The organism is Bacillus sp. SJS (genome assembly GCF_000732485.2).
In the GTDB taxonomy this organism is placed as follows: domain Bacteria; phylum Bacillota; class Bacilli; order Bacillales; family Bacillaceae; genus Metabacillus_B; species Metabacillus_B sediminis.
This window is the reverse complement of sequence record NZ_JAQV02000032.1, coordinates 1-26,042: the sequence shown is the minus strand read 5'-3', so window position 1 is coordinate 26,042 and position 26,042 is coordinate 1. Positions and strand designations below refer to the sequence as shown.

The window sequence follows — 26,042 nt, the reverse complement described above, 5'->3', positions numbered from 1 at the left end:
ATTGCTGAATGAATATGTCAGAGTGCTGAAGGCGAAAGGCTGGATGAAAAAAAATCTGCCATTTCTTTATACATGGCATGCCTACGTCGGGTATGAGCTGGATTTATATGAATCATTTCGTAAGCCCAAAACGATAACAGAGGTAGCTCAAGCGAACTCTCTTAAAAAAGACTTATTAGAGCGGTGGATGGATGTAGGTCTTTCAATCAGATATATGAAAAAGGCGTCAAAAGGCCGATTTCGTACTTCTCGAAGCTTCATGCTGCCGTCTGGCAAGAAAAACCCCCAATCGACCGGGGTTATTCTAAAGGAAATGATGGAACTCCACATCCCGGCTCTGCTCAGCTATCCAGCTATTATGACAACAGAAAACAAGCAGACTTTTAATCATGAGCAGCACGGGGAAGTGGTGGCTCAAACCTCATCGATCCTCGAGCAGGTAGCGTATCCGGTAATCCATCAGCTCGTGAAAAAAACGAAGGCTAAAAGCGTACTGGATGCTGGCTGCGGCCATGCGGGATATTTAAAGAGATTAGCAAAGGATTTTCCAGATCTTCTTTTAACGGGAATTGAGCTAAATGAAGGAGTGGCAAAAGAAGCAAGATCGAAATGCCGGGAATACCCAGAACTCAGAATCGAGTGCCGGGATGCATTTGAATGGGAAAGCCCGGAAAGCTGGGATTTAGTACTAATAAATAATCTTCTTCATTATGTACCTCAGGAACGGAGAGGAGAGCTGCTGAAAAAGGCTGGGGCCTGGCTTGCAAAGGGTGGAGGAATAGCCATTATCACGCCAATGCGCCATGCCAAGCACGGGAAACAATTCTCAAGTGTTTTTAATAGCTTCTTCTCGGCTTTTGAAAATCTTCATCCAATCCCAACAGAGAAAGAGATGGAAGCTGTGGCAGCTGAGGCAGGTCTTGAGATTTCTTCTATTCGGCCAGTGGTTAAAGAAGGAGGATGGTTCGCAGTCTATTTGGAAAAGTAGTACAATCAGATACGGAAATGAGGTGGATATATGAATTTTCGTATCAAGCAGGATTCCATCCCGGACGGATTTACTGTTAAATTGGCTGAGCCGGCAGATAGTCATACAATCGCTTTACTGCTTAAGGAGGCTGCGGGTTGGCTCAAGGAAAAAGGTTCTGCTCAATGGAGTGAGCTACTGGAAAAAGGTGAATTGGACGGGCTCGCTGCTTCAATTAAGCTGGGGGAAGTATTTCTATTTGAAAAAGGAGGATTGGCGGCCGGCATGGTCATGCTCCTGCCTAAACCAGGAGATTGGGATCGCAGTCTATGGGGGGATGAAAGGGAAAGCCATTCCATCTATTTGCACAAGCTCGTAACAGCCAATTCCTTTAAAGGGTCTGGCTTAGGAATGAAAATACTGGCCTGGGCAGAACAAGGCATAGAATTTAATGGGAAGGACCGGATCAGACTGGATTGTATAGAGACCAATCCCTCACTGAATTCCTTCTATCAATCTGCCGGATACCTCCTTAAAGGCACCACTAAAGGGTTTTGCAAATATGAAAAGTCGATTTAATTCCAAGCTGGATGCATGTGCATTCAGCTTTTTCTAATTTTTTCTGCTTACTGCAAAAACGGAGCCTGAGCAGCTCCTTTGCATGCAATTTACAAAAAGAAGGAGGAAAGACTCCCATGTATTTAAGGGTATCATGACTTTTGGTTTACGTGCGGACACCAATAGTCGCCTATATTGCTTAGAATCACTGGTAATGTAAACCCTTACATTGATAACTCCTCAATTCGTACCCTTCCTTAACTTTTACATTCCTTTACAATGTGAGAATCATCCTATAGATATCCTTTAACTATCAGCAGGAAGAAATTATGGAAAAAGATGATCAGAGAAATTTTCTGACAAAACCCTTTTAAAGCAGGGTTATGCAGCAAATTCGCTTTTTTTTCTCTGGCTTAGAAGTTTGAAAAGTCTAAATTTATGAGCCGTTCCACATACATGCAGGCATATTGGCAAAACGGGACTTCGAACTTTTATCATCTATTATTCTGTGCGGTAAATCCATAAAGTAGACATGGGTTTACTAATACACGCTGATGAAAACAAATAGAGGAGATGAGGTTACGTGTGGGTCATTTTCGCGGCTGCTGTTTTCGTCCTGCTGCTGGGCATCATTGAAAAGCGGCGCCACCAAAAGCGGCTTGATTCCATTCCGGTTCGGATTAACATTAACGGAATCCGGGGAAAATCAACCGTTACAAGACTTATTTATGGTGTGGTAAAGGAAGCCGGGTACAAAACAGTCGGAAAAACAACAGGTACGGATGCAAGGATGATGTACTGGAATACGAAAGAAGAAAGACCGATTGTCAGACGGCCTGAAGGTCCAAATATCGGCGAGCAAAGACGTGTGATTCAAGAAGTAGCTGAAATGAACGCGAATGCGCTTGTGAGCGAATGCATGGCCGTAAATCCCGATTATCAGATTATCTTTCAGGAGGATATGCTTCAGGCGAATATTGGAATTATTGTGAATGTATTAGAGGACCACATGGATGTAATGGGGCCGACTCTTGATGAGGTTGCAGAGGCATTCGTAGCTACGATCCCACATAACGGGCACGTTATCGTCAATGAGAGTCCATATATTGAGTACTACCGGAAAGAAGCAGAAAAACGCAATTCAACTTTAATTGTTTGTGATAATACAAGAATTTCCGAACAATTTCTAAAGAGCTTTGAATACATGGTTTTTCCAGACAATGCATCTCTTGCTCTGGCAGTTGCAGACGCGTTGGGAATCGATGAAAAAACAGCCTTTCGGGGCATGCTGAATGCTCCGCCTGATCCAGGTGCCATGAAAATTCTTCCGCTCGCCGATGCGGGCAACCCGGGATATTTCGTAAATGGATTTGCGGCAAATGATGCCTCGTCTACGATTAACATTTGGAAAAGGGTTGAGGATCTAGGGTATCCGACAAAGAATGCGGTCGTCATTATGAACTGCCGTCATGACCGGGTAGACCGGACCATTCAATTTGCAAATGACGTACTGCCATATATTCCTGCTGGAGATGTCGTGATAATAGGTGATACTACACAGCCAATTGTTGATTCATATGAGGCTGGAAACATTCCTGCTGACAATTTTCACAATTTGGAAGGGTATTCAACAGAAGAAATATTGGCTGTTCTTGAGCCAATGATGAGCGGACGCGCAATTTATGGAGTAGGAAATATCCATGGTGCCGCTACACCGTTAATTGAAAGATTGGAAGACTATAAAATTAAGCAATTTGTCAGTTAGGAGGAAGAGTCATTGTTCGGATCTGATTTATACATAGCCCTGGTTCTCGGGGTATTGCTAAGCTTGCTATTCACTGAAAAAACGGGGGTCATCCCAGCGGGACTGATTGTTCCGGGATACTTGGCACTTGTATTTGACCAGCCGGTTTTCCTTGCTGTGGTTTTCTTAATCAGCTTGCTTACCTATTTAATCGTTACATATGGAATAGCCAAAATCGTCATTCTTTATGGAAGAAGAAAATTTGCTGCCATGCTTACTGTAGGAATATTGCTGAAATTAGCTTTTGATTACACGTATCCTATTCTTCCTTTTGAAATTTTTGAATTTAGGGGAATCGGAATCATCGTCCCTGGATTAATTGCCAATACGATGCAAAAACAGGGAATGGCGCTTACAATCGGAAGTACGCTTTTGCTAAGCGGAGCTACATTCCTGCTTATGACGCTTTACTATATTTTCTAAGGGGAGGAGAAAAACGTGAGCCATCCAAATGGAAAAGAGCTTAATTTCGAAGAGAAGCTCCTGCGGTTTATTAAAAGGAACCGGCGGAATTCAAAAACTCATGCAGTGATCGGTCTAATCGCCACTGCAGGAATTATGTTCGGTTTTTCCTTTGCGGACAGACCTCCGGCCCCAGCCGTAACCCAATATAAAAACGAGGTGTTCACTGCCTCCTTCATGGGCGACATCATGATGGGACGGGATGTAGAGAAGGTAACCGACATTAAAGGACAGGATTATTTGTTTCAGCAGGTTAAGCCGCTGCTTCAAAACTCTGATTATATTACAGCGAATTTTGACCACCCGATTACTTTGGACGAATCAGCACCAAAGAATGAATCGAAAAGCATTCAGCTGAGAACGGACAAACAATCAGCTCAGACACTTCAAAATCTCAACTTTTCAGCTGTCAGTCTCGCCAATACCCATGCGATGGATTATAACGTCCAAGGGCTAAATGATACGAGAAAGACATTAAAAGAGCATGGGATCGATCCAGTCGGAGCCGGAAGCAACCTGAAGGATGCGAAAAATTCCATTTCCTATCGCGAGTATAATGGAATAAAAGTTGCAACCCTAGCCTTTACGGATGTGTACGCAGAGGGAACAAAAGCAACTGAATACAACAGCGGGGTTTTGGCGATGGAGCCGAAAAACTTCGTTCCCATGATAGCAGAAGCCAAAAAGAAAGCGGATTTTGTATTCGTTAATGCTCATTGGGGGCAGGAGTACGATACGACCCCTCATCCCCGCCAGAAAGATCTGGCTAAGGCACTGGCGGATGCCGGAGCAGATGTGGTAATCGGTCATCATCCGCATGTATTGTCACCTGTTGAAGTTTATAAAGACAGTGTGATTTTCTACAGTCTTGGAAATTTTGTATTTGATCAGGGCTGGAGCAGAACAAGGGAAAGTGCCATTGCACAAATGAGGCTGATGGCAGACGGAAAGGCAAGATTTGAGTTGACCCCGCTTGAAATAAAAGCCGGCCAGCCGGCACCAATCAGGGAAATGAATGAGCTGCAGAAAAAGAAAATGATTCAGCAGCTGACGAAAAATTCAAAGAACCTGGATTGGAAGGAAGAGAACGGGAAACTTATTTTTGAAAAGGACCTCTCAAAAAAACTCGATTAAAGCAGGGATGCACATGAGAAAGAAACGTCTTTGGACAGCACTGGCAATTCTTCTCATTGTCATATTGCTCGTCGCACAATCCGGAATCCTAAATCGTTCGGCTGAAGGGCAAGCGGCCGTCAGTGCAAACCATCCTCTAGCTGTTCAGGCAGGGATGAAGGTCATGAACAGCGGAGGCAATGCCATGGATGCCGCTGTAGCCGTTTCCTACGTGTTAGGTGTTACGGAACCATACGGATCAGGCCCGGGCGGCGGGGGAATGATGGTCGTTTATAACCCGGATAAAAAAATTAAGAAAGTATACGATTATAAAGATTCTGCACCTCAGAACGGAAAAGGATCAAAAGATCAGATTGCCGTTCCCGGTTTTGTAAAAGGTCTGGAGCTTGCTCATAAGGAGCAGGGGAAAATGAACATGTCCGAACTGATTGAACCGGCAATACATTATGCAAGCAAAGGCTACAAAGCCGACTCATTTCTTTCACAGCGGCTTGCGGAAGCACAGGACCAATTTAAAGGCAAGCTGCCGGAACCGTTTTATCCGGATGGCAAGCCGGTAAAACCGAACGGAGTGATCAAGCAGCCGGAGCTTGCTAAAACACTTCAAGCTATTCAAAGACAGGGAAGCAAAGGGTTTTATTCAGGGGAAATGGGAGAATCATTGGCAAAAGAATTGGACCGGGTCAATCTGGAGGATTTGAAAAATTACGAAGTGAAGGAAGAAAAACCGCTGGAAGGGAAATTTGGCGGATATACAGTCATGTCAGCTCCTCCTTCGGCAGGCGGAATATCACTTCTGCAAATCTTAAAACTGGCAGATATGTATAAGGGAGAATTCAAGTCCAATGAGGTAACCAATTCTACTCATTTAATGGGTGAGTTTACAAAACATGTTTATCACGAGCGTATATCCGAAATTCAGGATCCTGCTTTCGGTCAGGTAGATACGGAGAGGCTTCTTTCGGACAAGCACTTGAAAAACATGGCTGAGGATATGGATTTTGATAAAGCATCTTTTGACATAGAGGTCAACAATTCCGAAGCAGATGAAGAAGACCACGATAATACCACCCACTTTGTTATCAAAGATAAAGAGGGGACGATCATATCCGTAACGAATACACTTGGAGAATTTTTCGGATCCAAAGAGCAGGTCAATGGTGTATTCATGAACAATGCACTCAGTAATTTCAGTGAAGACCCCAAATCTGCTAATCGAATGGAGCCGGGAAAAAGACCGAACAATTATACATCTCCATCCATTCTGGAAAATGATAAAGAAATAGTTGGAATTGGAACCCCGGGGGGCAAAAGAATTCCGACGGTCCTTGCACAGGTTCTGGTGCAGAGAGAATTTTTCGGATCGTCCTGGCAGGAAGCTATTAATCAGCGGCGTTTCTACATTGAAGATAACGAGATTACAATGGAGCCCGGCTATCCTGAAAATGTGAGAAATAAACTTGAAAAGCGCGGTTATGACGTCCGGGTGAAAGAGTCACCTTTCTATTATGGAGGCGTAATGGCCTTGACCATAGATAAAGACACCAAAAAAGTATCCGGAGCAGCAGACCCCAGAAGAACAGGAACATGGAGCTCATCCAAATAAAAATCGGGAGGAATCGTCATGAAACTTATTAAAGGTTTTTGGTCTACACTTGCAGTAATGGGGATTTTAGCGGTCATGATTGGTTTTAAACATACAGAAGTAATGGATCCTGCTGAAAAGACGGCCATTGCTGATGAGATGAAAAAGGTGAGTGCTCAAGCACAGGCCGAAGCGAAGCAGGCATCAGCTGCTAAAGCCTCCGCTGAAGGCAAGCAAATCGCTCAAAAGCCAGCAAATACAAGTGCAGAATAATATAATCGCTATGCCCGGGGGCTTTTCTCTGGGTTTTTTATTTTATTTGCAGCGGGGATGCAAATCTGACTATCTATCCAGTTCGCCATCCATTTATTGGTATATGATGTAAAGTGAAATCAAAACATGACGAAAAACATAGGGACAAAGACCTCAAAAGGAATTTTTATAAAATAGAAAATTCGGACTATTTATTCTATTCAGATTAGAATTATAATAGTTTTGTAATGAAAAAATTTCATTTTCATGAAAAAATGTCTAATTTTACTCATTTTTTTGTGATTACAGGGGGTCTTGGGTTGAGGAAATTAAAAAGATCAGTTAAAAGAAATAGCCAGCGCCTGCAAAAAGCGGCGATTGGTACAGCAGTAGCAAGCGGACTGCTGCTTGGTACAATGCTTCCTGCTACAGGACAAGCATCTGCTGCCGAAACGAGTTCAGCAATTGAATCAGCACCTATTGATTACAACACAATTCCTGAAGAAAGATTAGCAGAAGCATTAAAAGAACAAGGTGTGATTTCTAAATCTGCTACACAGACAGAGATTAATAGAGCGGTCAAATCCTATATTCAGAAAAAAGAAGGACAAAAGCCCTCAGTAGCAGCAGATTCACACGGACATGCCATGGATACGAAAGTAAAAGATTTCATGAATAAGCAAAAAGAAAAAATTAAAAAACAGTTCGGTAAAAACAAAGCATCGAAGGGCAAGCCGAATGGGTTAGTAAAAGTAGATCCGGCCAAAGGAACAGCTTACAACGGAAAAGTCCGTGAAGATAAAGTTCTGGTTTTGCTTACTGAATTCTCCGATTTTAAACATAACAATGTAGACCAGGAAAAGGGTTACATGTATGCCGATGATTTTAATAAAGAACATTATCAGAAGCTAATGTTCGGCAACGAAGAGTTCACGATGTTTAACGGTGAAAAAATCAAAACCTTCAAGCAATATTACGAAGAGCAATCAGGCGGAAGCTACACGGTTAATGGCGTAGTCTCTGACTGGCTGACGGTCCCTGGAAAAGCGAAGGAATACGGCGATGATAATCCGAATGGCGGACATGATAACCAAAGTCCTAAAGGAGCACGCGACCTGGTAAAGGATGCATTGAATTCTGCGGTAGCAGCGGGCATCAACCTATCTGAATACGATCATTTTGATCAATACGATTTAGATGGAGACGGCAACCAAAACGAGCCGGACGGACTGGTGGATCACTTGATGATCATCCATGCTGGTACAGGTCAGGAAGCTGGCGGCGGACGTCTTGGCAATGATGCTATTTGGTCTCACAGATGGACAATTGGTACTCAGCCATACAAAATTGACAATACAACTTCTTCCGTACCTTACTGGGGCGGTAAAATGGCGGCATTTGACTACACGGTGCAGCCAGAAGATGGAGCTGTAGGGGTATTCGCTCATGAATTCGGACATGACCTTGGTCTTCCGGATGAGTATGACACTCAATACACAGGAGCTGGCGAGCCGGTTGCATCCTGGTCGATCATGAGCGGCGGAAGCTGGAACGGAAACATTGCCGGAACAGAACCAACAAGCTTCTCTCCAATGAACAAAGAGTTCTTCCAAAAAGGAATGGGTGGAAACTGGGCAAACATTACAGAGATTGATTACAATGAGATTAATCCATTCGGCTACTCAACGGTAATCGACCAAAGTGTAACGAAGTCAAAGAACCCGGGAATCGTTAAAATCAACCTCCCAAAAAAAGCAGTAAAAGGAATTGCCCCTGCATTCGGAAATAAATACTACTACAGCACAAAAGGTGACGATCTGAATACGTCTATGAGCACACCTGTATTTGATTTAACGGCTGCTACTACAGCTAAATTTGATTACAAAGCATACTTCGATGTTGAGTTTGAGTATGACTACCTGTATGTAAATGCAGTAAAAGAAGATGGCACGAAAGTTCTTGTTGATACAATCGGAAATGATGATACGAAAGGCGATGCGTCCTCCGAATCTTCATTAGGCCAATGGGTAGACAAGTCCTATGACCTCAGCCAATTTAAAGGCAGCAAAATCAAGTTGGAATTCAACTACGTAACAGACGGCGGATTAGCCCTTGATGGCTTCGGTCTTGATAATGCAACGCTGACAGTTGACGGAAAAGTTGTCCTTTCTGATGATGCAGAGGGCACCCCAAAAATGACGCTTAACGGCTTCATCGTCTCTGATGGAAACTACTACAAGGATAACTACTACTACCTTGAGTGGAGAAACTATGCAGGATCTGATAAAGCATTAGCATTCTCAAGAGGTGCGAAATACAATACTGGAATGCTCGTATGGTATGGAGATGAAAGCTACTTGGATAACTGGACTGGACCTGCACATCACCCGGGCTACGGATTCATCGGAGTAGTTGATTCGCATCCTGAAACAGTAATGGGTACATTAAATGGCCAGAAAACAGCAGTAAATAGCACTCGCTACCAAGTAGCAGATGCAGCATTCTCATGGGACAAAACGCCTGAATTCTTCGTATCTTCTCCAACACGCGGAGATTACACGTTCAAAGGAATGCTTGGCAACACATTGTTCGATGACTCTCAGACATACATCGACTACGATCTTCCTGACGCAGGAAAAATCCTTCCTCGCAACGGCTTGAAAGTTCAAGTAATGGGCGAAGCGAAAGACAACTCAGCAGGTATGGTTTGGATCCGTAAATAATAATTAGCAGGAGAGCAGGCCGCTGGGATCAGCGGCCTGTTTTTTTGTTTTGTGTTTTTGCAGAAATCCATATTGCGAAGTACTGAACAGTTCAGGTTTGTCACCGTGCAAGTGAATAGTAACGTTCTCAAAGTGAATGATAGGATATGGAGCAATTGTTAAATAGAATCTTGATGAAAACTACCCATTTCTTCCTAAATCAGCAATTAATTTATGGAGTCAGCAATGGTTCAGTTTGGTGGAAGTCAGCAATTATGATTCAAAAGTCAGCAATTAGTCTAATAAAGTCAGCAATTCCTTGCAGGAAGTCAGCAATTAACCTCACACCGGTTATAAATTCCTCACGCGTATCGCGAATTCCGAAGCAATCACTGCTGAAATACATGGAAAACTGGAGAAAAGGTAACCGGTGGACCGGCTGGAAAAGAGCGTGAACCGGCCGGAATAAACCCCGGTTCGGCTGGAAACTAGAGAATGGCTGGAAAGAGCCTTAAAGCGGCTGAAAAAGGATCTGCGCGGCTGGAAAAGAGCGTGCCCCCGCCGGAAAGAGTACTGGTTCGGCTGGAAAACAAAGAATGGCTGGAAAGAGTCTTGAAGCGGCTGAAAAAGGGATCCGCGCGGCTGGAAAAGAGCGTGCCCCCGCCAGAAAGAGTACTGGTTCGGCTGGAAAACAAAGAATGGCTGGAAAGAGTCTTGAAGCGGCTGAAAAAGGGATCCGCGCGGCTGGAAAAGAGCGTGAACCGGCCGGAAAAAACCCCGGTTCGGCTGGAAAACAAAGAATGGCTGGAAAGAGCCTTGAAGCGGCCGAAAAGGGAATCCGCGCGGCTGGAAAAGAGCGTGTCCCAGCCGGAAAAAGCCCCCAGTCGGCTGGAATAAAAGTTTGTCTGACAAAAAATCCGCAGGAACGACCCCCTCCAAGGCCATTCGTCTATGCAAAAAATCCTGAATACCCTTACAATTTATTTAAAATTTTAGTATTTTTCGAAAGTTATAGCCAAATCTTTTTCAAGTTGTTATACTTCATAATTATCTTTTAATTGAAGAGGAGGAGAGGACGATGGAAAAACTTAGCGGGAAGGATCGGGTTCTGATCAGCGTCATGCTGTTTTCAATGTTTTTCGGAGCGGGAAATCTTATTTTCCCAACGTTCCTTGGATATTCAGCTGGAACTCATACGTTCTTATCACTTGCCGGGTTTATCGCAACAGCTGTTGGACTTCCTGTCATGGTTGTGATAGCTATTGCAATCCATGGTACAGCAGAGAATTTAAATGAGAAGGTCCATCCATATTTTGCTCTTATTTTTCCAATTGTTATTTATCTATGTATCGGACCTGGGCTTGCGATTCCGCGGGCGGCTACAATTGCTTATGAAATGGGAATGAAGCCGTTTATCCAAACGGGCACATCAGCACAGCCCATGGCATTAGGCCTTTACACACTCGTGTTTTTTGGATTGGTTCTCTGGCTGAGTCTTTCTCCTTCTAAACTTATAGACCGGCTTGGTAAAGTGTTAGCTCCTATCACCCTTACGATCATTGCTGTTTTGTTCGTCAGAAATTTGTTTACACCCCAAGCGCCATTTGGAGCTCCTGAGAAAATTTATCAGGACAATTCTTTTTTCCAGGGCTTTCTTGATGGCTATTTAACAATGGATGCTCTCGGGGCAATGGCATTCGGTGTTCTTATTACAAACACAGTCCGTTCCAGAGGGATGAAAACAGAAAGACAGGTTTCCCGCAGCATGATAACGGTCGGAATCGGAGCCGGAATTTTGCTGGCTGTCGTTTATAGTATTCTTGCTTATCTTGGTGCCTCGTCTGCCGGATATGGAAAAGCGGCAAATGGAGCGGGCGTTCTGACCTTGCTAACGAGCAATCTATTTGGTGAAGCAGGTGTAGTTATTCTTGGTGTATTGTTTACCTTAGCTTGTCTAAGCGTATCAATCGGTCTCGTGATTGCCTGCAGCCAGTATTTTTATAAATTGCTTCCATCCGTCTCTTATCGAATGTGGACAGCTATATTTACACTTGCCAGTATGCTGATTGCAAACCTTGGGCTGGATCAGATATTGAGTATTTCCGTTCCGATTTTAAGTGCCATTTATCCAATCCTAGTGGTATTGGTGACAATCGGATTAATGGAGAAAGTATTCAAAAACCATCAGCCTGTTTATTATATGGCCGTATTCTTCACAGGAGTGTACAGTGTCACTGAATTTCTAAACAAGTCTCTATTAAAAGGGAGCCTTGATAGCTTGTTTCATGCCATTCCGCTTTCTGCGCAGGGAATCGGCTGGCTGCTTCCGGCAATTGCTGGTGCTGCAGCTGGCTATGCAGTAAGCAGCTTCAATAAAAATAAAATACCTGCAGACCAGTAAAAAAGAGGCCGTTTGAAGGCCTCTTTTTTGTAATCAAACTTTGCTGCTATGGGATTTTAAAAATTTAAAGAGAATAACCGCCATCTATAATCAGGTTATGCCCATTGATATAACTGGAATCGGGACTTGCCAGAAAGTAGACAGCTTTTGCAATTTCTTCGGGTCTGCCGAATTTGCCTCGCGGATGATTTTTTTCTGCCTTTTCATAGGATTCTTCATTTGGATAAAGACCTCTGGCAAGTTTAGTATCAACTGGACCCGGCGAAATGGCGTTTACCCGGACATTCCGTTTCGCAAAGCGGGAGGCGAGCGATTTCGTCATGGCAATAACGCCTGCTTTACTTGCGCTGTATGCTGGGAGAGCAGGCGGGAATTTCTCGCTTCCGACAATAGCCGCGTTGTTGATGATGCTGACAGGCTCATTTTTTGAGAAGTATTTCTCCGCATGCTTAATCATGAAGTACTGGGACTTTAAATTCGTATTAAAAAGCTTCTCCCAATCTTCCTCATCAATTCTGCTAAGCGGTCCGATAGCTGTATTGCCTATCCCCGCATTGTTGAAAAGAACGTGGAATCCGTCCTGTTCTTCCCCGAGACTTTCGAAAAATTCCTTTATACTTTCTTCACGATCGACATCTGTTTTAGAAAAAGTAATCGAGCCTTTGAGATTTTCTGCTTTTAATTCTAGCTGCTTGCCGCTCTCTTCATTTCTGCCAAGTGCATATACGCTAGCGCCTTTTTCAGCAAATGTAAGAGCCGCGGCCATTCCAATTCCTGAGGTGGCTCCTGAAATGATCACAACTTTGTTTTGCATGCAAAACATCCTTTCGGGCAGTTATTATGCTTCATTTTTGGCTAATTTCACAAGGATATGGGAGAGATGTGTACGCTGTTCATCGTTTCCTGATTTCCACAGTTCCTTCAGCAAATACTCCTCACGGTTTTTTGGCTCTGCATTATTTGCTAAATATTCAGCTGCTGTTTTTGCAGCTTTCGCCAGAATGTCTTCACTTAGCCCGAGCTTTTCCCCTTTGCTGACTTTATCATGCAGGTACGATTTGAAATGCTCAAAGTTATCCAAGATGCTGTCCATTTCCTCCTTGCTCATCTGATCCATTTTGCTTTCTATCTTTTCATCGTGAATCGCGGAGTCTTTTTCAAAAGCCATTTTCATCCACCTCCTGAAAGATTAATATTGTTATAGCCTTCCAGATGGAGAAATAAACGGATTTACAGCCTTCGATGTGCTGTTGAAGGCAAAATGACAAATCAAAAACAGAGGATCCCGGCGGTCGTCCCGGAACCCTCTGTCGTTTTGCCTATTCGCCAGATGGAAGAGCTGGTGTTTCACTGCCCTCAATGGATGCAGGTTCCTGCTCTGCTTTTTCCATTTCATCCAGCTTCGCCAAAATTCTTCTCTTCTGATAAAGCATTGTGCCTGTTTCTGCAAGCTCCTTGATCATGGAACGATTCGTCAGAGCCCCAAAAACCATGCCAGCAACAGGGATCATTTGCAGCAGTTTTTTTATTCCGTATGTATCCCTGTATGAATACATGACTTCCCGCCATCCTTGGAGCTGGGAGAAGACTTCAGAGGAATGAGTTTTTGTGTGATAGCCGGATAGCTCATTTAAAATGGCCTGCTTCCCGACAATGTCAGCAGATGCGAACTGCAGGCATTTTACGATAAAAACCCGTTCTTCTTTTTTGCTTGGGTCGTATCCATGCGCAATCGCAATTTCCTGGAGTGTTTTAAGAGAAAGCCCTAAAAGGACAGGAATATCGATGGCCAGCGTGAACATTCCACCGAAACCAGTAGAAGCACCTTGAACGGTCGCGATATTGCCACGGGATTCCCGTATATCAAGACACACTTTTTTCATATCCTCAACAGATACTTTAGAGGCATCTTCAATGGTTTCGATTTCGCTTCCTGTTTGTTCTGACAGCTTTTTAAGCATCATTTTTTCCTGAGTTAGATATTTTCCGCCTGTTTGAACGTAATTTCCGATTTCATCAAGAAGGTCACCGATTTTCTTTTGTATGAAGGCGGGAGTGATTTTGTCCAGCAGTTTAAACGGAAGACGGGTGATTTTTTCCCAAAACCATAACCCCTGCTGATCTTTCTCCCACTTATCTACTTCGGATAAGGAATGCTGAAGTGATTCTTTCGTATCCATAATCATGTCTCCTCTTCATGTGTTTTAGTGATACTACGTTTTATCTATTAAGAAGGTTTCATTCTCTTTTATTATAGGCTTTGTTAATGCCAGGTGTTAATTTTTAACACCTGTTGATTGGAGTGGAAAGCGAGCGCCTGCTAGCTGCAATCAAAAGCCAAGTTTAACAGAGCTTTATTATAAAGAAAGAATGAGCGGCGGGAAAAAGAATCTTCCTCTGGACATTCCATTTAGTACCCGGTAAGATGATGAAATCATACGGAAAAGGAAGATTTAAGTGGCACAAATTCGGATAATGGGTAATAAAGAAGAATTGGATGCGATCATCCAGTCTTTTGAAAAAAATTATACGGTTACATATACATCAAAAGAATATGGAAGAACCAATCCTAAGTACAAGTATTCCAAAGATCAGCGCATCTACTTGGATTTGAAATTAAAGAGCCAGTCTTTAGGGGAGCAGCGATGAGAAAAGCTGGAGCAAGAATCCGGCTTCGGGAGCTGGAAGAAAGGGACGCAGAGAAACTTTATCCTATTTGGTCCGATCCTGAGGTTGTCCGATATTTAAATATGCAGGCTGCTGCGACCATTACAGAAGTGAGGTCTATGATCTACATTCTCCGATCGCTGGCTGGGAGGAAAAAAGCATACAGATGGTCGATTCTTGACCTGAATACAGAAGAAATTCTGGGAACTTGCGGATTTAATGACTGGGACGAGGAGAATGCACGGGGTGAAATCGGTTATGAGCTTGGCAAACAGTATTGGGGGATGGGCTATATGGAAGAGGCCCTTCTCCTTCTTTTGGATCATGCCTTCATTGTAATGGAGGCAAACCGGATTGAAGCAAAAGTGGTTCCTGAAAACAAGCCGTCTATTCACCTTTTGGAAAAACTCCATTTCCAGCATGAAGGCCGGCTGCGTAAATATGAGCGTATGAATGGGCAGTATGAGGATGTCATGCTTTTTTCCTTGTTAAAAGAGGAATTTCCATTCTTTTTTGATTAGCGGCTAAGCGCAAAGGGGATAGAAACTAGGGGAGGGATGAATAATGGAGACAAGAATCGAAAGGGACACAATGGGTGAAATTGAAGTACCTGCGGACAAACTATGGGGCGCGCAAACACAGCGGAGCAAAGAAAATTTTAAAATCGGCACGGAGAAAATGCCGCTTGAAGTCATCTATGCTTTTGCTGTTCTAAAACGAAGCGCAGCCATTGCTAATGAGCAGCTGGGCAAGCTGTCGAGCGAAAAATCACAAGCGATCGTAAAAGCGTGCGATGAAATTCTTGATGGAAAATGGGATGATCAGTTCCCCCTTGTTGTCTGGCAAACCGGCAGCGGTACGCAAAGCAATATGAATGTGAATGAGGTCGCAGCCCGGAGAGCAAACGAATTGCTTGAAAAGGAAGAAACCCGTATTCATCCGAATGATGATGTGAACATGGGTCAAAGCTCGAATGATACGTTTCCAACCGCCATGCATATTGCTGCATTGAAAGCAGTGAAGGAGCGTCTCATTCCAGCCGTAGAACAGCTTCGGATCACGCTGAACGAGAAGTCGGAGAAATTCAAGGACCTCGTAAAAATCGGCCGAACTCATCTTCAGGACGCAACACCTATTACATTAGGACAGGAAATAAGCGGCTGGTCGTATATGCTGGAAAGATCAAAAGGAATGATTGAGGAAGGAGCATCACACCTTCTTAATCTTGCGGTTGGCGGAACCGCTGTCGGAACCGGAATTAATGCACATCCTGAATTCGGTGACATGACCGCTGCCGAAATTGCCAACTATACGGGCATGCCGTTTGTTTCATCTGCTAATAAATTTCACGCCTTAACATCTCATGACGAAATGGTGTATGCACATGGAGCAATTAAGGGACTTGCAGCGGATGCCATGAAAATTGCAAATGATGTTCGCTTTTTAGCAAGCGGTCCCCGTTGCGGGATCGGAGAGCTTTCCATTCCGGAAAATGAGCCTGGAAGCTCCATTATGCCGGGGAAGGTCAATCCAACGCAAAGTGAAGCATTAACGATGGCAGCGGTACAGGTAATGGGGAATGATGCAGCCATCGGTTTTGCCGCAAGCCAGGGGAATTTTGAATTGAATGTTTATAAGCCTGTAATTCTCTATAATTTCCTGCAGTCAGTCCGGCTGCTTGCGGATGCGATCAATTCCTTCCATGTTCACTGTGCTAAAGGAATTGAGCCAAATGATGAAGTGATAAAAAAATACTTAAATGAATCACTCATGCTTGTAACTGCGTTAAATCCTCATATTGGATATGAGAATGCAGCGAAAATTGCCAAGCATGCCCACAAAGAAGGATTGACTCTTAAAGAGGCATCGATCGAACTTAATCTGCTGACGGGAGAACAATTTGATCAATATGTAGTTCCGGAAAACATGACAAAGCCAAAATAAACGATCCAGGGCGCGCCGAATTCAGGCGCGCTTTCTTTGTTTTCCATTATATAACGGCATTTAAAGCGAATCATTCAGCAAATAATATGAAAAAATGGGTTCAGTGCCAAAAGGATAGAAAAAGAAGACGAGTTTCGAACCATGTGTGAAATAGAGAAATGAAGGAGTTTGTCACCTATGAATTTACATCAGCTGCTTTTATCTTCATCCATAAAGCCTGAGTCTATTAGGAAAGACTGGCAAGGGATTGAAATAACCGGTATCACATCGGATTCGAGAAATCTAAAACCCGGCAATTTGTTTATTGCCATCAGCGGCTATCAGCAGGATGGACACAAGTATATTGAAGCCGCTATCAGAGCAGGGGCTGCTGCTGTGGCAGGAGAAAAAGCAGAGCCGGAACGTCTTCCTGTTCCCTGCATCCAGCTTGTGGATAGCAGAAAGCAAATGGCTCAGCTTGCAATTGCTTTCTACGGAGAGCCTCAAAAGAAACACAAAATGATTGGGATCACAGGCACTAATGGAAAAACCACGACTGCTTTTATGATTAAACATATTCTTGAAACAGCTGGATTGAGCTGCTCTCTTTTCGGGTCGATTGCCAATTACATAAATGGAAAATGGTACCGCGCCTCCAATACGACTCCTGACAGCCTTCAGCTTCAGGAACTTCTTCATAGGAGTAATGATGAATATGCGGTGATGGAAGTCTCTTCCCACGGTATTAGTCAGCACAGAGTAGAAGGTGTGGAATTTGATTATGCATTGTTTACAAATCTCGATCAGGATCATTTGGATTACCATCATACAATGGAAGAATATTTTGCAGTAAAATCCAAGCTCTTTCAGCAGCTGTCCCATTCCGGAAAAGCTTTCATTAATACGGATAGCGTTTGGGGGGAGAAGCTTGCGGAAAATCTCCGAACGGAAGGAAAAGAAATCTATACGTTTGGGGAAAACACGGGAAATAATTTGCGCTTATCAGAATGGAAAACGAGTAAGTTCCCTGCTGCCATCTTGAATGAAACAGAAAACAGAGGGCATTTTATTCAGTTGGCCGTACCAGGTCTTCATAATATTTATAACGCTGGACTAGCCTTTTTGGCACTTAAAGAAATGGGTGTTGAAGAACGGGTGATTTCAGAAGCGCTTATGAAATTTCCCGGTGTTCCCGGCAGAAATGAAGTGTATAAAGAAGCCGGTCAGCCTACCTTTATGGTGGATTATGCCCACACCTCGGAAGCTCTTTATCATTGTTTAAAGACTGCAAGAGAGTGCGGGGCGGAAAAGGTGTACCATATTTTTGGATTCAGAGGCGGAAGAGATGAATCGAAGCGATGTGAGATGATTAAATTATCTTCAGATTTAAGCGATGCGTATGTTCTTACACAGGATGACTTAAATGGTGTCCCAGAGAAGGAAATTTTGAATGAGCTAGAAAAATTACAAACCGCTTTTGGCAATGAGAAAGGCAGGATCATTTCTGACCGGACCATGGCTATTCAACATATGTTTATGCATGCTTCGCAGGGGGATTGGATTGTTGTAACCGGCAAAGGTGCAGAACCCTATCAGCAGGCATTTGAATTACCGGCCTCTTCTGATGGAGAAACGATACGCTATTTGCAAAGAACAGCTGCGGCGCAAGCAAAAAAAGCTGAATAAATAATGAATAGGATTATGAACTAATTTTGTAGGAGCCTGGGTTAGCATTAACTGGGTTCCTGTTTTATTTGTTTGCGTTATTTCCATATATTGATGGTTTGTGTAAGAATATGCAGTCTGTTCAATTTTTTTACATTGTTTTCGAAGAATGATGTTGATATCCTAAGTAAGGATTATCGCAGGGTATAGATAAGGAGAATGAGTTTTATGAAGCAAATTCTACATCTAATAATTACTGTTTTCACCCTATCCATTTTTTTTCATCCTGTTAAAGCAGCAGGTAAAGAAGAAGACGATAAGAAGCTGCTCCTTGAGAGTGAGGCTGCATTAGTCATGGATGCTAAGACGGGTCAAATCCTATTCGAAAAGAACGGATCTACTTCCATGTATCCTGCAAGTATTACGAAAATTGCTACCGCCATTTATGCAATCGAACATGGAAATTTAGAGGAAGAGGTCACCGTAAGCAAGAACGCCAGAAATGCAGAAGGAACAAAGGTATTTCTTGAAGAAGGGGAGCAAGTTCCTTTAAAACGGCTTATTCAGGGCATGCTCATAAATTCAGGAAATGATGCAGCAATAGCGATCGCTGAACATTTAAGCGGAAGTGTCGGTGAATTTTCAAAAGATTTAAATCAGTATTTGCAGACTGAAATTGGCGTTACCCACACCCACTTCGTGAATCCTAATGGACTCTTTGATCCGGAACATAAAACAACAGCCGCAGATATGGCTAAAATTACACAATACGCAAAAAAGAATGAAGAATTCTCAAATATTTTCGGTACAAAAGCACTGAAGTGGGAAGGGAAGTCATGGAACACGACTATTTTCACCCATCACAAATTGCTAAAGCAGCAGCCTTATGAGGGGATAACTGGTGGGAAAAACGGGTTCGTTTCTCAAGCAGGCTATACGCTGGTTACTTCTGCAGAAAGAAATGGACTAAGTCTTATCGCAGTTACCCTCAAATCTCCAAACGATCAAGGGACTTATGATGATACAAAGAAGCTGCTGGATTACGGATTCACTCATTTTGAAACAGAAAACATTGCTCCTACAGCAGCTCTGAAAAATAAACAAAGAGAACCTCTTCAATTAACACGGCCTTTGTTTTATACGAAGCACCATGGTGAAAAGGTCACTACAGAGATTGGCAAAGCGGACAAGCTTATTGTTAAAGGGGAAGATGGAAGAACCCTGGCAGCTGCAAGCCTGCAATCAGCTGTTCCTGAAGGACAGGGCATTAGCCAGTCCCCAAAACAGAATCGTTCAAGCAAGGATGTTTCTTTTCAAAACCATTTTTACATGTCGGTCATGATGGCTTTTCTCTTAGTTATAGGAGTTGGAGGAGCCCTTTATATCCAGACAAAAAAGTATTGAAGTTTTTCTTCTGTTAGAGAAGAATTATTTTGATATAAATGCAGACGATAGTCCTGGATTCGCTTTTTCATTGCTGATACAAAAATACTCATTTCAGAATTGTGAAAATCATGTCGAAATTTGTATTGTAAAAAAGTTAAATATCAGATAAGATATTGAACTATCAGCGTGCACAGAGTAGTAGGCGTATTCTAAACCCTTAGTTCCCAATTTCTTCTTTTTTTGGATTATTCATTACAGTAAAGGGGTTGTTCTATGTGAAGAAAATCAGTTTAGCATGGCAAATATTGATAGGTCTTGGGCTCGGTATTGCGGTAGGGGCTATTTTTTATGGTAACCCCACGGTCGTAAGCTACCTCCAGCCTATTGGAGATATCTTTCTGCGTTTAATTAAGATGATTGTTATTCCGATTGTCATTTCCAGTATTATTGTTGGAGTCGCGAGTGTTGGTGACACCAAAAAACTTGGAAAACTTGGCGGGAAAACAATTCTTTATTTTGAAATCATTACAACGATCGCCATTGTCATCGGTTTGCTTTCGGCTAATATTTTTCAGCCGGGTGCGGGAGTTGATAAGGATGGATTGGAAAAAACCGATATTTCAAGCTATGTTGATACGGCTGAAGGTGTAGAAAGTCACGGGATTGCCGATACATTCGTCAATATTGTACCTTCAAACATTTTTCAATCATTTGTAGAAGGGGACATGCTCGCAATTATCTTCTTCTCTGTTATGTTCGGTTTAGGTGTAGCAGCTATTGGAGATCGTGGAAAACCGGTTCTCGCATTCTTCCAGGGCGCAGCAGACACCATGTTTTATGTAACAAATCAAGTCATGAAGTTCGCACCATTTGGTGTATTTGCCCTTATTGGAATTACCGTTTCAAAGTTTGGACTTGATTCTTTAATACCACTTGGCAAGCTGATGATTTTAGTATACGCTACTATGATTTTCTTCGTTCTTGTCGTGCTTGGCCTTACTGCAAAAATCGTTGGAGTAAACATTTTTCATATTATCAAGCTTCTGAAAGATGAACTGATCCTAGGATTTTCTACATCCAGTTCAGAAACGGTCCTTCCAAGGATTATGGAAAAAATGGAACGGTTCGGCTGTCCAAAAGCTATCACTTCCTTTGTCATCCCGACTGGATATTCCTTTAATCTAGATGGATCAACACTCTATCAGGCTCTTGCTGCCATTTTCATTGCCCAAATGTACGGCATTGATTTGTCCATCGCAGAGCAGCTGACTCTTATGCTTGTGCTTATGGTTACATCTAAAGGAATAGCGGGTGTACCTGGGGTTTCCTTCGTTGTTCTGCTTGCAACATTGGGAACTGTCGGAATTCCGGTTGAAGGTCTTGCCTTCATAGCAGGAATTGACCGTCTTCTTGATATGGGACGTACCGTAGTAAACATTGTAGGAAACTCTTTAGCAGCAGTTGTCATCTCGAAGTGGGAAGGTGAATTCAAGCCTGTACCGCTGGAGGAAGCAAGAAAGACAGCGTAAAAAAGAAGCTGGCACTGTGCCAGCTTCTTTTTTATGGCTTTTTTTCTATTTTTAACGTCATAAATTTGTATGTTTATTTCAAAGTCTCTGTGTCTGTATCAAGCTTCCCGCCTTCTTTTTTATTATTTCGGTTAAGCAGCGGATAAACGATAAACCCGACTAGGAATAAACCTATTCCCAGGAAAAATGTTTTTAAATCCGATGTGCCTGAGATGATAACATACACGCTGTACAAAAGGGCCAAGGAAGCAATGATTCCTTCTCTTACTCTTGAACCTTTCATTTCATTAAACGTCTCGCCCTTAATGACCAGCTTCAAATAATAAATAGATGAAACGAGGTACGGAATTAAGTAAGCGAGTGTTGCAGAGGTAGTAAGGAACGTATAAGCCTCACTGATCGTTCCGGATATTACAGAGAAAATAAACAGCTGGGACATAATGTTTGTAATCGTAAGGGAAACAATAGGACTGCCCTTTTTATTGTTTTTACCAAACGCGGCAGGGAAAATTCCTGATTTAGCTGCCTGGTAGGCTACTTCCGAACTCATTAAAATCCATCCTAAAGTAGAACCGAACAACGAAACCAATGCTAGCACCGCCATCGCAATCCCGCCGCCGTCTCCAATGAAAAGAGACAGTACATCAACAAACGGTTTATCAGACTGCATAAGTTCTTCTCTTGGAATAACGCCCATAGTCAGCAAGGTGGTAATCATATAAATGGTCAATGCTACAAACAATCCGAAGATGGTCGCTTTTTTGACATCTGCCTGTGAACGGGCGCGTCCCGACAGGATCACAGCGGATTCAATCCCAACGAAGGCCCAAAGTGTAGAAACAGCAGCAAGCTGAACTTGTTTGAAGAGTCCCTGCGGTTCACCTGAAGCAGATTGTACATCGAAATACCATTTCCCCGTAGAAGCACCCTGAAAAGCAAACAGAGCCGCCCCGATGAATAGCATAAAACCAATTACTTTCGAAGCTGTTGCGGCAAAATTTAACCGGCCTGCAGCATTTAAATTATTAACCAATATGGTATGAGTGCCCCACAGCAAAATTGTACATACAGCAAATGTAAGAAGTCTGCCTTTTTCAAAATCCTGTGATCCGATGGTGAAAAGAACGGCAGGATCCTTCATAACCGGAAGAAACGTTGATAAATAGCCTGCAAAGCTGGTAATGATGGCTACGTTGCTGATCCAGTTCGCCACCCAATAACCCCAAACCATACTAAACCCAGCTATTTTACCGTTTTTTTCAGATTTGAACATAGCCTTTGCATAGCTTTGCGGTCCGCCGGTGAGTTCAGGTTTTCTCATGGAAAGATTTCCAAACACGAAGGCAATCATTAATACCCCAATACCTGTAACCAGCCAGGCGGAGGCTGCCCCCATCGGACTTGCCATTTGAGCAAGCGTGCTCGGAAGCATGAATATACCGGATCCGACCATATTTCCGATAACAAATGCGGAAAGAAGCCAGAAGCCCCATTTTTTTTGTTCCATATTATAAATCCTCCTATTTCTTTATGTTACTTATCTTGAGGAAGACAGATGAGATTATGTACAAAATAAAAACGCATGGAGCAATCCATGCGTTTTGTATACATAGTCGCCTCAACCTATCTCCTGATAGCGCTCCGCGGATGAAGACTGCGGCAGTCCTGTACTTATTTAGTACAGGCCCAGCAAATCTGAATGTTGGTTCAAATTGCTTCGGCACCTTTCCCTTTCAGCAGTCATCACTAGCCCCAACGGCTTCTGACTGATTACTCATAATCGGTGCAACCTCTACCTCACCGAGATATAGAGTGAGGATTTTGACATATTTAATTGCGATTCTTGAAAATGATAAATGATTTTTTTTATACCGTCAACAGGTAAAGCTGAATTCCTTAAAATTCCGTTAATTGAGTGAACAATTAGATTTTTCCTGGAATTCACTTGGAATTCCTGTTCATTTCCCCTATAATTTAAGCAAGAGTGACAAACTGTAACACAAAGGGGTTATATAGATGGGCAGTTTGGGGTTTGGAGAAATTTTATTGATTTTAGTCGTAGCATTGCTGTTATTTGGACCGAAAAAGCTGCCGGAGCTTGGAAAAGCGGCGGGCAGAACACTTCGTGAATTTAAAAATGCTACACGCGGAATGATGGAAGAAGACGATGATAAGGCAGCGGCTAAAAAGACAGAAGAACAGGCACGTCCATGATGAATTTACAGCTTGCTTAGGCAGGCTGTTTTTATTTTGGTCTGAATGCTCTTAAGCCGTTTGACTATCGGAAAGCCCTCATTTAGATGAAAGGTGGAAAATCCTCCTCCCATAGTAGGGTATATAGAACTGGATATGTTAAAATAATGCAATTATGTGAAACGGATGTTGTGCACATGCAGTATATGCAGGAATAAATTGATAATTGCAAAATAGTAAACTATTCGTATATAATGAAAATACAAGTTCATATGTGAGCGCTTAATCCCATAAAGGGAGCGGGGGAACCAAAACACAGTGCAGTGGCACTTGGGGTGAATCCTTTTAATTGAAGGCAGGACATTTCTCTTCGTCCGAATCCGACAGCTAACCTCGTAAGCGAGAAGAGACACTTCAAATGGGAAAGTCAAGCTGGAAACATATTAAAATTTGACTGTAAAAGCCGTGAGATCTCTTCTCACGGCTTTTTTTGCGCCATTTATGAGTTTAACGGCAGCTTGTTATGGGAAAAAGTAGCAAGCTATAGTTTTTTAAATATTTTAACAACAGGAGGTAGTCTATGAAATTAGCTACAAAAATCATTATCGGTTTACTTGCAGGGGGAATTGTCGGAATTATCTTGAATATTACATCCCCTGACCTATTTAAGCAGCTCGATACCTTTCTATTTACTCCTTTAGGTAAAATCTTTCTTAATTTAATCAATATGCTGGTCGTTCCTATTGTTTTTTTCTCCATTACATTAGGGGTCGCAGGACTGGGAGATCCAAAAAAACTAGGAAGAATCGGCGGAAAAACAATCGCCTATTTTCTATCGACTACCGCTATTGCCATTATTATTGGCCTTGTTCTAGCTTTAGTTATCCAGCCTGGAAATGCGGGCGAATTTAATACGAAAAATACGGAATATAAAGCGGAGGAAGCACCTTCTGTTTCTGATACGCTTTTAAACATTTTCCCAAAGAATCCAATTGAAGCAATGGCAAGCGGAGATATGCTTCAAATCATCGCTTTCTCTGTTTTCATCGGCTTTGGTATTGCGATGCTTGGAGAAAAAACAGCTGCAGTTAAAAAGGTTCTTGAACAGGGAAATGATTTAATGATGTATCTGGTTGGTGTTGTCATGAAGTTTGCCCCGTACGGTACGTTTGGATTGATTGCGACAGCAGTAGGCAGCCAGGGTTTTGATGCTATCAAAGCAATGGGGCTTTATTTTATCGTTGTCGTACTGGCTCTTGTCATTCATGCATTCCTTACGTATGGTTCAAGCATCATGTTTTTGGCAAAAAAGAGCCCGGTTTGGTTCTTTAAAGGCTTTGCTCCCGCGATGACAGTTGGGTTCAGTACATCCAGCAGTAATGCGACCTTGCCGGTATCTATGGAAACGGCTCAAAAAAATCTTGGTGTTCCTAAACAAATCAGCGGCTTCGTACAGCCTCTCGGTGCTACCATTAATATGGATGGTACAGCGATTATGCAGGGGGTTGCCACTGTATTCATCGCACAGGTATATGGACAGGATCTAACAGTTACACAGCTATTAACCGTTGTCCTTACAGCGGTGCTTGCAAGTATCGGCACGGCAGGAGTTCCTGGGGTCGGACTGATTATGCTTGCACTGGTATTAAATTCAGTTAATCTCCCGGTAGAAGGGATTGCTCTTATTCTTGGAATTGACCGTCTATTGGATATGGCTCGTACTACAGTAAACATCACTGGGGATGCTGCGTGTGCGGTAATTGTAGCCGAATCGGAGAAGAAAAATGGGAGTTTGCCTCCCGATAATAAAATAGCGGAGAGTATGTAACAGGAAAAACCTGCAGCCGGCTTGCTGCAGGTTTTTTCATGCTTCACCAATAAATATAAGGTTGAATACTTGTCCGCTTCGGGCGTATAGTAGAATATAAGATTGTTTGAAAAGCAAAGGAGCGTCAAATGAAAGAATTTATATTTGGTATTTTAGAAATGTTAGCGGATTTGGGGTATTTCGGGATTGCTATCGGTCTGATGATTGAAATCATCCCGAGCGAAATTGTCCTGGGATATGGGGGCTATCTAATCTCCTTGGGAAGAATCGAAATGTTTGGAGCGGTTATTGCCGGAGTGATCGGAGGGACATTTGCTCAGCTTTTCCTTTATTGGCTTGGGTATTTTGGGGGCCGGCCAATTCTTGAAAAGTACGGTAAATATCTTCTCATTAAAAAGAAGCACCTTGATATGTCAGAAGAATGGTTTGAAAAATATGGAACCGGTGTTATTTTTTCAGCAAGGTTTATTCCGGTTGTAAGACATGCCATTTCCATTCCGGCGGGGATCGCTAAAATGCCTGTCTGGAAGTTTACTCTTTATACAATAGCTGCTATTATTCCATGGACCATTCTCTTTTTGTTTTTGGGTATACAGCTGGGAAGCAATTGGATGCATATTAAGGAATATGCCCAGCCATTTATTATTCCGATTGTTATTATTTTTATTTTGGTTATGGCCGTGTATCTTTTTGCCAAAAGCTCAAAAAAACGCAAAACTATTTAAACTCTGCGTATGTTCCCAGGGTTTTTTCTTTTAGCTCTGATTAACTTGGCTATTGATTGCAGTTAGCAGGCGATCGCTTATCCTTGGGTGTGCGGTGAGCCTCCTGATATGAACGAAACTGTCAAGGCCTCCACTCATTCTTCGGTTAGGTACTATTTTTGACCATGTTTAAGAAGAGAAGCTCATTTTGGCTTCTTTTTTTTTGCGGTATTTCGACAAACAGCGGTTTAATTACCTCCTACTTTTTTATGGAAAAGACAG

23 protein-coding genes and 2 riboswitches are annotated in these 26,042 nt (G+C 42.7%); of the genes, 19 read left to right on the top strand and 4 right to left on the bottom strand.

The features are described from left to right. The first annotated feature begins 1 nt into the window (after window position 1). The 10 genes from AS29_RS20500 to brnQ all read left to right on the top strand — a co-directional run bounded on the left by AS29_RS20500 (window position 2) and on the right by brnQ (window position 11,865). Complete coding sequence (locus AS29_RS20500) at window positions 2-988, top strand: class I SAM-dependent methyltransferase (protein ID WP_051860884.1); 987 nt, start codon at window positions 2-4, stop codon at window positions 986-988. 30 nt (window positions 989-1,018) lie between these two features. Then, window positions 1,019-1,546 carry a GNAT family N-acetyltransferase gene (locus AS29_RS20495; RefSeq protein WP_035413487.1) on the top strand — a complete coding sequence of 176 codons (528 nt, stop codon included), beginning with the start codon at window positions 1,019-1,021 and terminating at the stop codon, window positions 1,544-1,546. Between the two features lie 562 nt (window positions 1,547-2,108). Beyond that, window positions 2,109-3,290, top strand: a complete 1,182-nt coding sequence (pgsB, locus tag AS29_RS20490; protein ID WP_035413486.1) for a poly-gamma-glutamate synthase PgsB — start codon at window positions 2,109-2,111, stop codon at window positions 3,288-3,290. Between the two features lie 12 nt (window positions 3,291-3,302). Continuing rightward, window positions 3,303-3,752, top strand: coding sequence for a poly-gamma-glutamate biosynthesis protein PgsC (gene pgsC, locus AS29_RS20485; protein WP_035413483.1), 450 nt, complete (start codon window positions 3,303-3,305; stop codon window positions 3,750-3,752). Window positions 3,753-3,767: 15 nt separating this feature from the next. Further along, on the top strand, window positions 3,768-4,925 hold the full coding sequence (locus AS29_RS20480; protein ID WP_035413481.1) for a CapA family protein: 1,158 nt from the start codon (window positions 3,768-3,770) through the stop codon (window positions 4,923-4,925). Between the two features lie 13 nt (window positions 4,926-4,938). After that, window positions 4,939-6,531: a gamma-glutamyltransferase family protein gene (locus AS29_RS20475; RefSeq protein WP_051860883.1), complete on the top strand. Its 1,593-nt coding sequence runs from the start codon at window positions 4,939-4,941 to the stop codon at window positions 6,529-6,531. Between the two features lie 18 nt (window positions 6,532-6,549). Then, window positions 6,550-6,783 carry a hypothetical protein gene (locus AS29_RS20470; protein ID WP_035413480.1) on the top strand — a complete coding sequence of 78 codons (234 nt, stop codon included), beginning with the start codon at window positions 6,550-6,552 and terminating at the stop codon, window positions 6,781-6,783. A gap of 395 nt (window positions 6,784-7,178) precedes the next feature. Then, a complete protein-coding gene (locus tag AS29_RS20465) occupies window positions 7,179-9,485 on the top strand; it encodes an immune inhibitor A domain-containing protein (protein WP_051860889.1) in 2,307 nt (768 codons plus the stop codon). 474 nt (window positions 9,486-9,959) lie between these two features. Next, the gene (locus tag AS29_RS20460; RefSeq protein WP_035413478.1) at window positions 9,960-10,361 is read left to right on the top strand and encodes a hypothetical protein; all 402 of its coding nucleotides are present in this window, start codon (window positions 9,960-9,962) and stop codon (window positions 10,359-10,361) included. A 181-nt stretch (window positions 10,362-10,542) separates the two neighbouring features. After that, window positions 10,543-11,865 carry a branched-chain amino acid transport system II carrier protein gene (gene brnQ, locus AS29_RS20455; RefSeq protein ID WP_035413476.1) on the top strand — a complete coding sequence of 441 codons (1,323 nt, stop codon included), beginning with the start codon at window positions 10,543-10,545 and terminating at the stop codon, window positions 11,863-11,865. Between the two features lie 64 nt (window positions 11,866-11,929). Here the strand turns inward: brnQ and AS29_RS20450 are convergent, their stop codons facing one another. From AS29_RS20450 to AS29_RS20440, 3 genes are all read right to left on the bottom strand, one after another. After that, window positions 11,930-12,679 (bottom strand): SDR family NAD(P)-dependent oxidoreductase, encoded by a 750-nt coding sequence (locus AS29_RS20450; RefSeq protein WP_035413474.1) that lies wholly within the window; start codon window positions 12,677-12,679, stop codon window positions 11,930-11,932. Window positions 12,680-12,703: 24 nt separating this feature from the next. Further along, on the bottom strand, window positions 12,704-13,033 hold the full coding sequence (locus AS29_RS20445; protein ID WP_156506004.1) for a DUF3243 domain-containing protein: 330 nt from the start codon (window positions 13,031-13,033) through the stop codon (window positions 12,704-12,706). 151 nt (window positions 13,034-13,184) lie between these two features. Further along, the gene (locus AS29_RS20440) at window positions 13,185-14,045 is read right to left on the bottom strand and encodes an EcsC family protein (protein ID WP_051860882.1); all 861 of its coding nucleotides are present in this window, start codon (window positions 14,043-14,045) and stop codon (window positions 13,185-13,187) included. 277 nt (window positions 14,046-14,322) lie between these two features. Between AS29_RS20440 and AS29_RS20435 the strand changes: the two genes are divergently transcribed. The 6 genes from AS29_RS20435 (at window position 14,323) to AS29_RS20410 (ending at window position 21,035) form a co-directional block, all read left to right on the top strand. Continuing rightward, window positions 14,323-14,514, top strand: a complete 192-nt coding sequence (locus AS29_RS20435; RefSeq protein ID WP_035413469.1) for a YvzF family protein — start codon at window positions 14,323-14,325, stop codon at window positions 14,512-14,514. Beyond that, window positions 14,511-15,053: a GNAT family N-acetyltransferase gene (locus tag AS29_RS20430; RefSeq protein WP_035413468.1), complete on the top strand. Its 543-nt coding sequence runs from the start codon at window positions 14,511-14,513 to the stop codon at window positions 15,051-15,053. The genes AS29_RS20435 and AS29_RS20430 overlap by 4 nt, the downstream gene beginning before the upstream one ends. A gap of 43 nt (window positions 15,054-15,096) precedes the next feature. Further along, a complete protein-coding gene (gene fumC, locus AS29_RS20425; RefSeq protein ID WP_035413466.1) occupies window positions 15,097-16,476 on the top strand; it encodes a class II fumarate hydratase in 1,380 nt (459 codons plus the stop codon). Window positions 16,477-16,653: 177 nt separating this feature from the next. Further along, complete coding sequence (locus tag AS29_RS20420) at window positions 16,654-18,141, top strand: UDP-N-acetylmuramoyl-L-alanyl-D-glutamate--2,6-diaminopimelate ligase (RefSeq protein ID WP_035413463.1); 1,488 nt, start codon at window positions 16,654-16,656, stop codon at window positions 18,139-18,141. A gap of 207 nt (window positions 18,142-18,348) precedes the next feature. Next, window positions 18,349-19,524 (top strand): D-alanyl-D-alanine carboxypeptidase family protein, encoded by a 1,176-nt coding sequence (locus AS29_RS20415; protein WP_051860881.1) that lies wholly within the window; start codon window positions 18,349-18,351, stop codon window positions 19,522-19,524. 257 nt (window positions 19,525-19,781) lie between these two features. Further along, complete coding sequence (locus AS29_RS20410) at window positions 19,782-21,035, top strand: cation:dicarboxylate symporter family transporter (RefSeq protein WP_035413460.1); 1,254 nt, start codon at window positions 19,782-19,784, stop codon at window positions 21,033-21,035. Window positions 21,036-21,108: 73 nt separating this feature from the next. Here AS29_RS20410 and AS29_RS20405 read toward each other — a convergent pair whose 3' ends face one another. Next, window positions 21,109-22,542: an amino acid permease gene (locus AS29_RS20405; RefSeq protein ID WP_051860880.1), complete on the bottom strand. Its 1,434-nt coding sequence runs from the start codon at window positions 22,540-22,542 to the stop codon at window positions 21,109-21,111. A gap of 119 nt (window positions 22,543-22,661) precedes the next feature. Then, window positions 22,662-22,838, bottom strand: a riboswitch (Lysine riboswitch). A gap of 213 nt (window positions 22,839-23,051) precedes the next feature. Here AS29_RS20405 and tatA point away from each other — a divergent pair. The 3 genes from tatA (at window position 23,052) to AS29_RS20390 (ending at window position 25,781) form a co-directional block, all read left to right on the top strand. Next, window positions 23,052-23,249 (top strand): twin-arginine translocase TatA/TatE family subunit, encoded by a 198-nt coding sequence (gene tatA, locus AS29_RS20400; RefSeq protein ID WP_035413458.1) that lies wholly within the window; start codon window positions 23,052-23,054, stop codon window positions 23,247-23,249. A gap of 248 nt (window positions 23,250-23,497) precedes the next feature. Then, window positions 23,498-23,644, top strand: a riboswitch (cyclic di-AMP (ydaO/yuaA leader). 164 nt (window positions 23,645-23,808) lie between these two features. Further along, complete coding sequence (locus AS29_RS20395; RefSeq protein WP_035413456.1) at window positions 23,809-25,056, top strand: dicarboxylate/amino acid:cation symporter; 1,248 nt, start codon at window positions 23,809-23,811, stop codon at window positions 25,054-25,056. A gap of 128 nt (window positions 25,057-25,184) precedes the next feature. Further along, window positions 25,185-25,781 carry a DedA family protein gene (locus tag AS29_RS20390; RefSeq protein ID WP_035413454.1) on the top strand — a complete coding sequence of 199 codons (597 nt, stop codon included), beginning with the start codon at window positions 25,185-25,187 and terminating at the stop codon, window positions 25,779-25,781. Window positions 25,782-26,042 lie beyond the last annotated feature (261 nt).

What these genes read in the sequence shown, in the direction of transcription:
- AS29_RS20450 (WP_035413474.1), bottom strand. Translation starts at nt 12,679, where the DNA reads ATGCAAAACAAAGTTGTGATCATTTCAGGAGCCACCTCAGGAATTGGA.
- AS29_RS20475 (WP_051860883.1), top strand. Translation starts at nt 4,939, where the DNA reads ATGAGAAAGAAACGTCTTTGGACAGCACTGGCAATTCTTCTCATTGTC.
- AS29_RS20420 (WP_035413463.1), top strand. Translation starts at nt 16,654, where the DNA reads ATGAATTTACATCAGCTGCTTTTATCTTCATCCATAAAGCCTGAGTCT.
- AS29_RS20395 (WP_035413456.1), top strand. Translation starts at nt 23,809, where the DNA reads ATGAAATTAGCTACAAAAATCATTATCGGTTTACTTGCAGGGGGAATT.
- AS29_RS20495 (WP_035413487.1), top strand. Translation starts at nt 1,019, where the DNA reads ATGAATTTTCGTATCAAGCAGGATTCCATCCCGGACGGATTTACTGTT.
- AS29_RS20390 (WP_035413454.1), top strand. Translation starts at nt 25,185, where the DNA reads ATGAAAGAATTTATATTTGGTATTTTAGAAATGTTAGCGGATTTGGGG.
- fumC (WP_035413466.1), top strand. Translation starts at nt 15,097, where the DNA reads ATGGAGACAAGAATCGAAAGGGACACAATGGGTGAAATTGAAGTACCT.
- brnQ (WP_035413476.1), top strand. Translation starts at nt 10,543, where the DNA reads ATGGAAAAACTTAGCGGGAAGGATCGGGTTCTGATCAGCGTCATGCTG.
- AS29_RS20415 (WP_051860881.1), top strand. Translation starts at nt 18,349, where the DNA reads ATGAAGCAAATTCTACATCTAATAATTACTGTTTTCACCCTATCCATT.
- AS29_RS20405 (WP_051860880.1), bottom strand. Translation starts at nt 22,542, where the DNA reads ATGGAACAAAAAAAATGGGGCTTCTGGCTTCTTTCCGCATTTGTTATC.
- AS29_RS20460 (WP_035413478.1), top strand. Translation starts at nt 9,960, where the DNA reads ATGGCTGGAAAGAGCCTTAAAGCGGCTGAAAAAGGATCTGCGCGGCTG.
- tatA (WP_035413458.1), top strand. Translation starts at nt 23,052, where the DNA reads ATGGGCAGTTTGGGGTTTGGAGAAATTTTATTGATTTTAGTCGTAGCA.
- AS29_RS20440 (WP_051860882.1), bottom strand. Translation starts at nt 14,045, where the DNA reads ATGGATACGAAAGAATCACTTCAGCATTCCTTATCCGAAGTAGATAAG.
- AS29_RS20470 (WP_035413480.1), top strand. Translation starts at nt 6,550, where the DNA reads ATGAAACTTATTAAAGGTTTTTGGTCTACACTTGCAGTAATGGGGATT.
- AS29_RS20445 (WP_156506004.1), bottom strand. Translation starts at nt 13,033, where the DNA reads ATGGCTTTTGAAAAAGACTCCGCGATTCACGATGAAAAGATAGAAAGC.
- AS29_RS20465 (WP_051860889.1), top strand. Translation starts at nt 7,179, where the DNA reads ATGCTTCCTGCTACAGGACAAGCATCTGCTGCCGAAACGAGTTCAGCA.
- AS29_RS20430 (WP_035413468.1), top strand. Translation starts at nt 14,511, where the DNA reads ATGAGAAAAGCTGGAGCAAGAATCCGGCTTCGGGAGCTGGAAGAAAGG.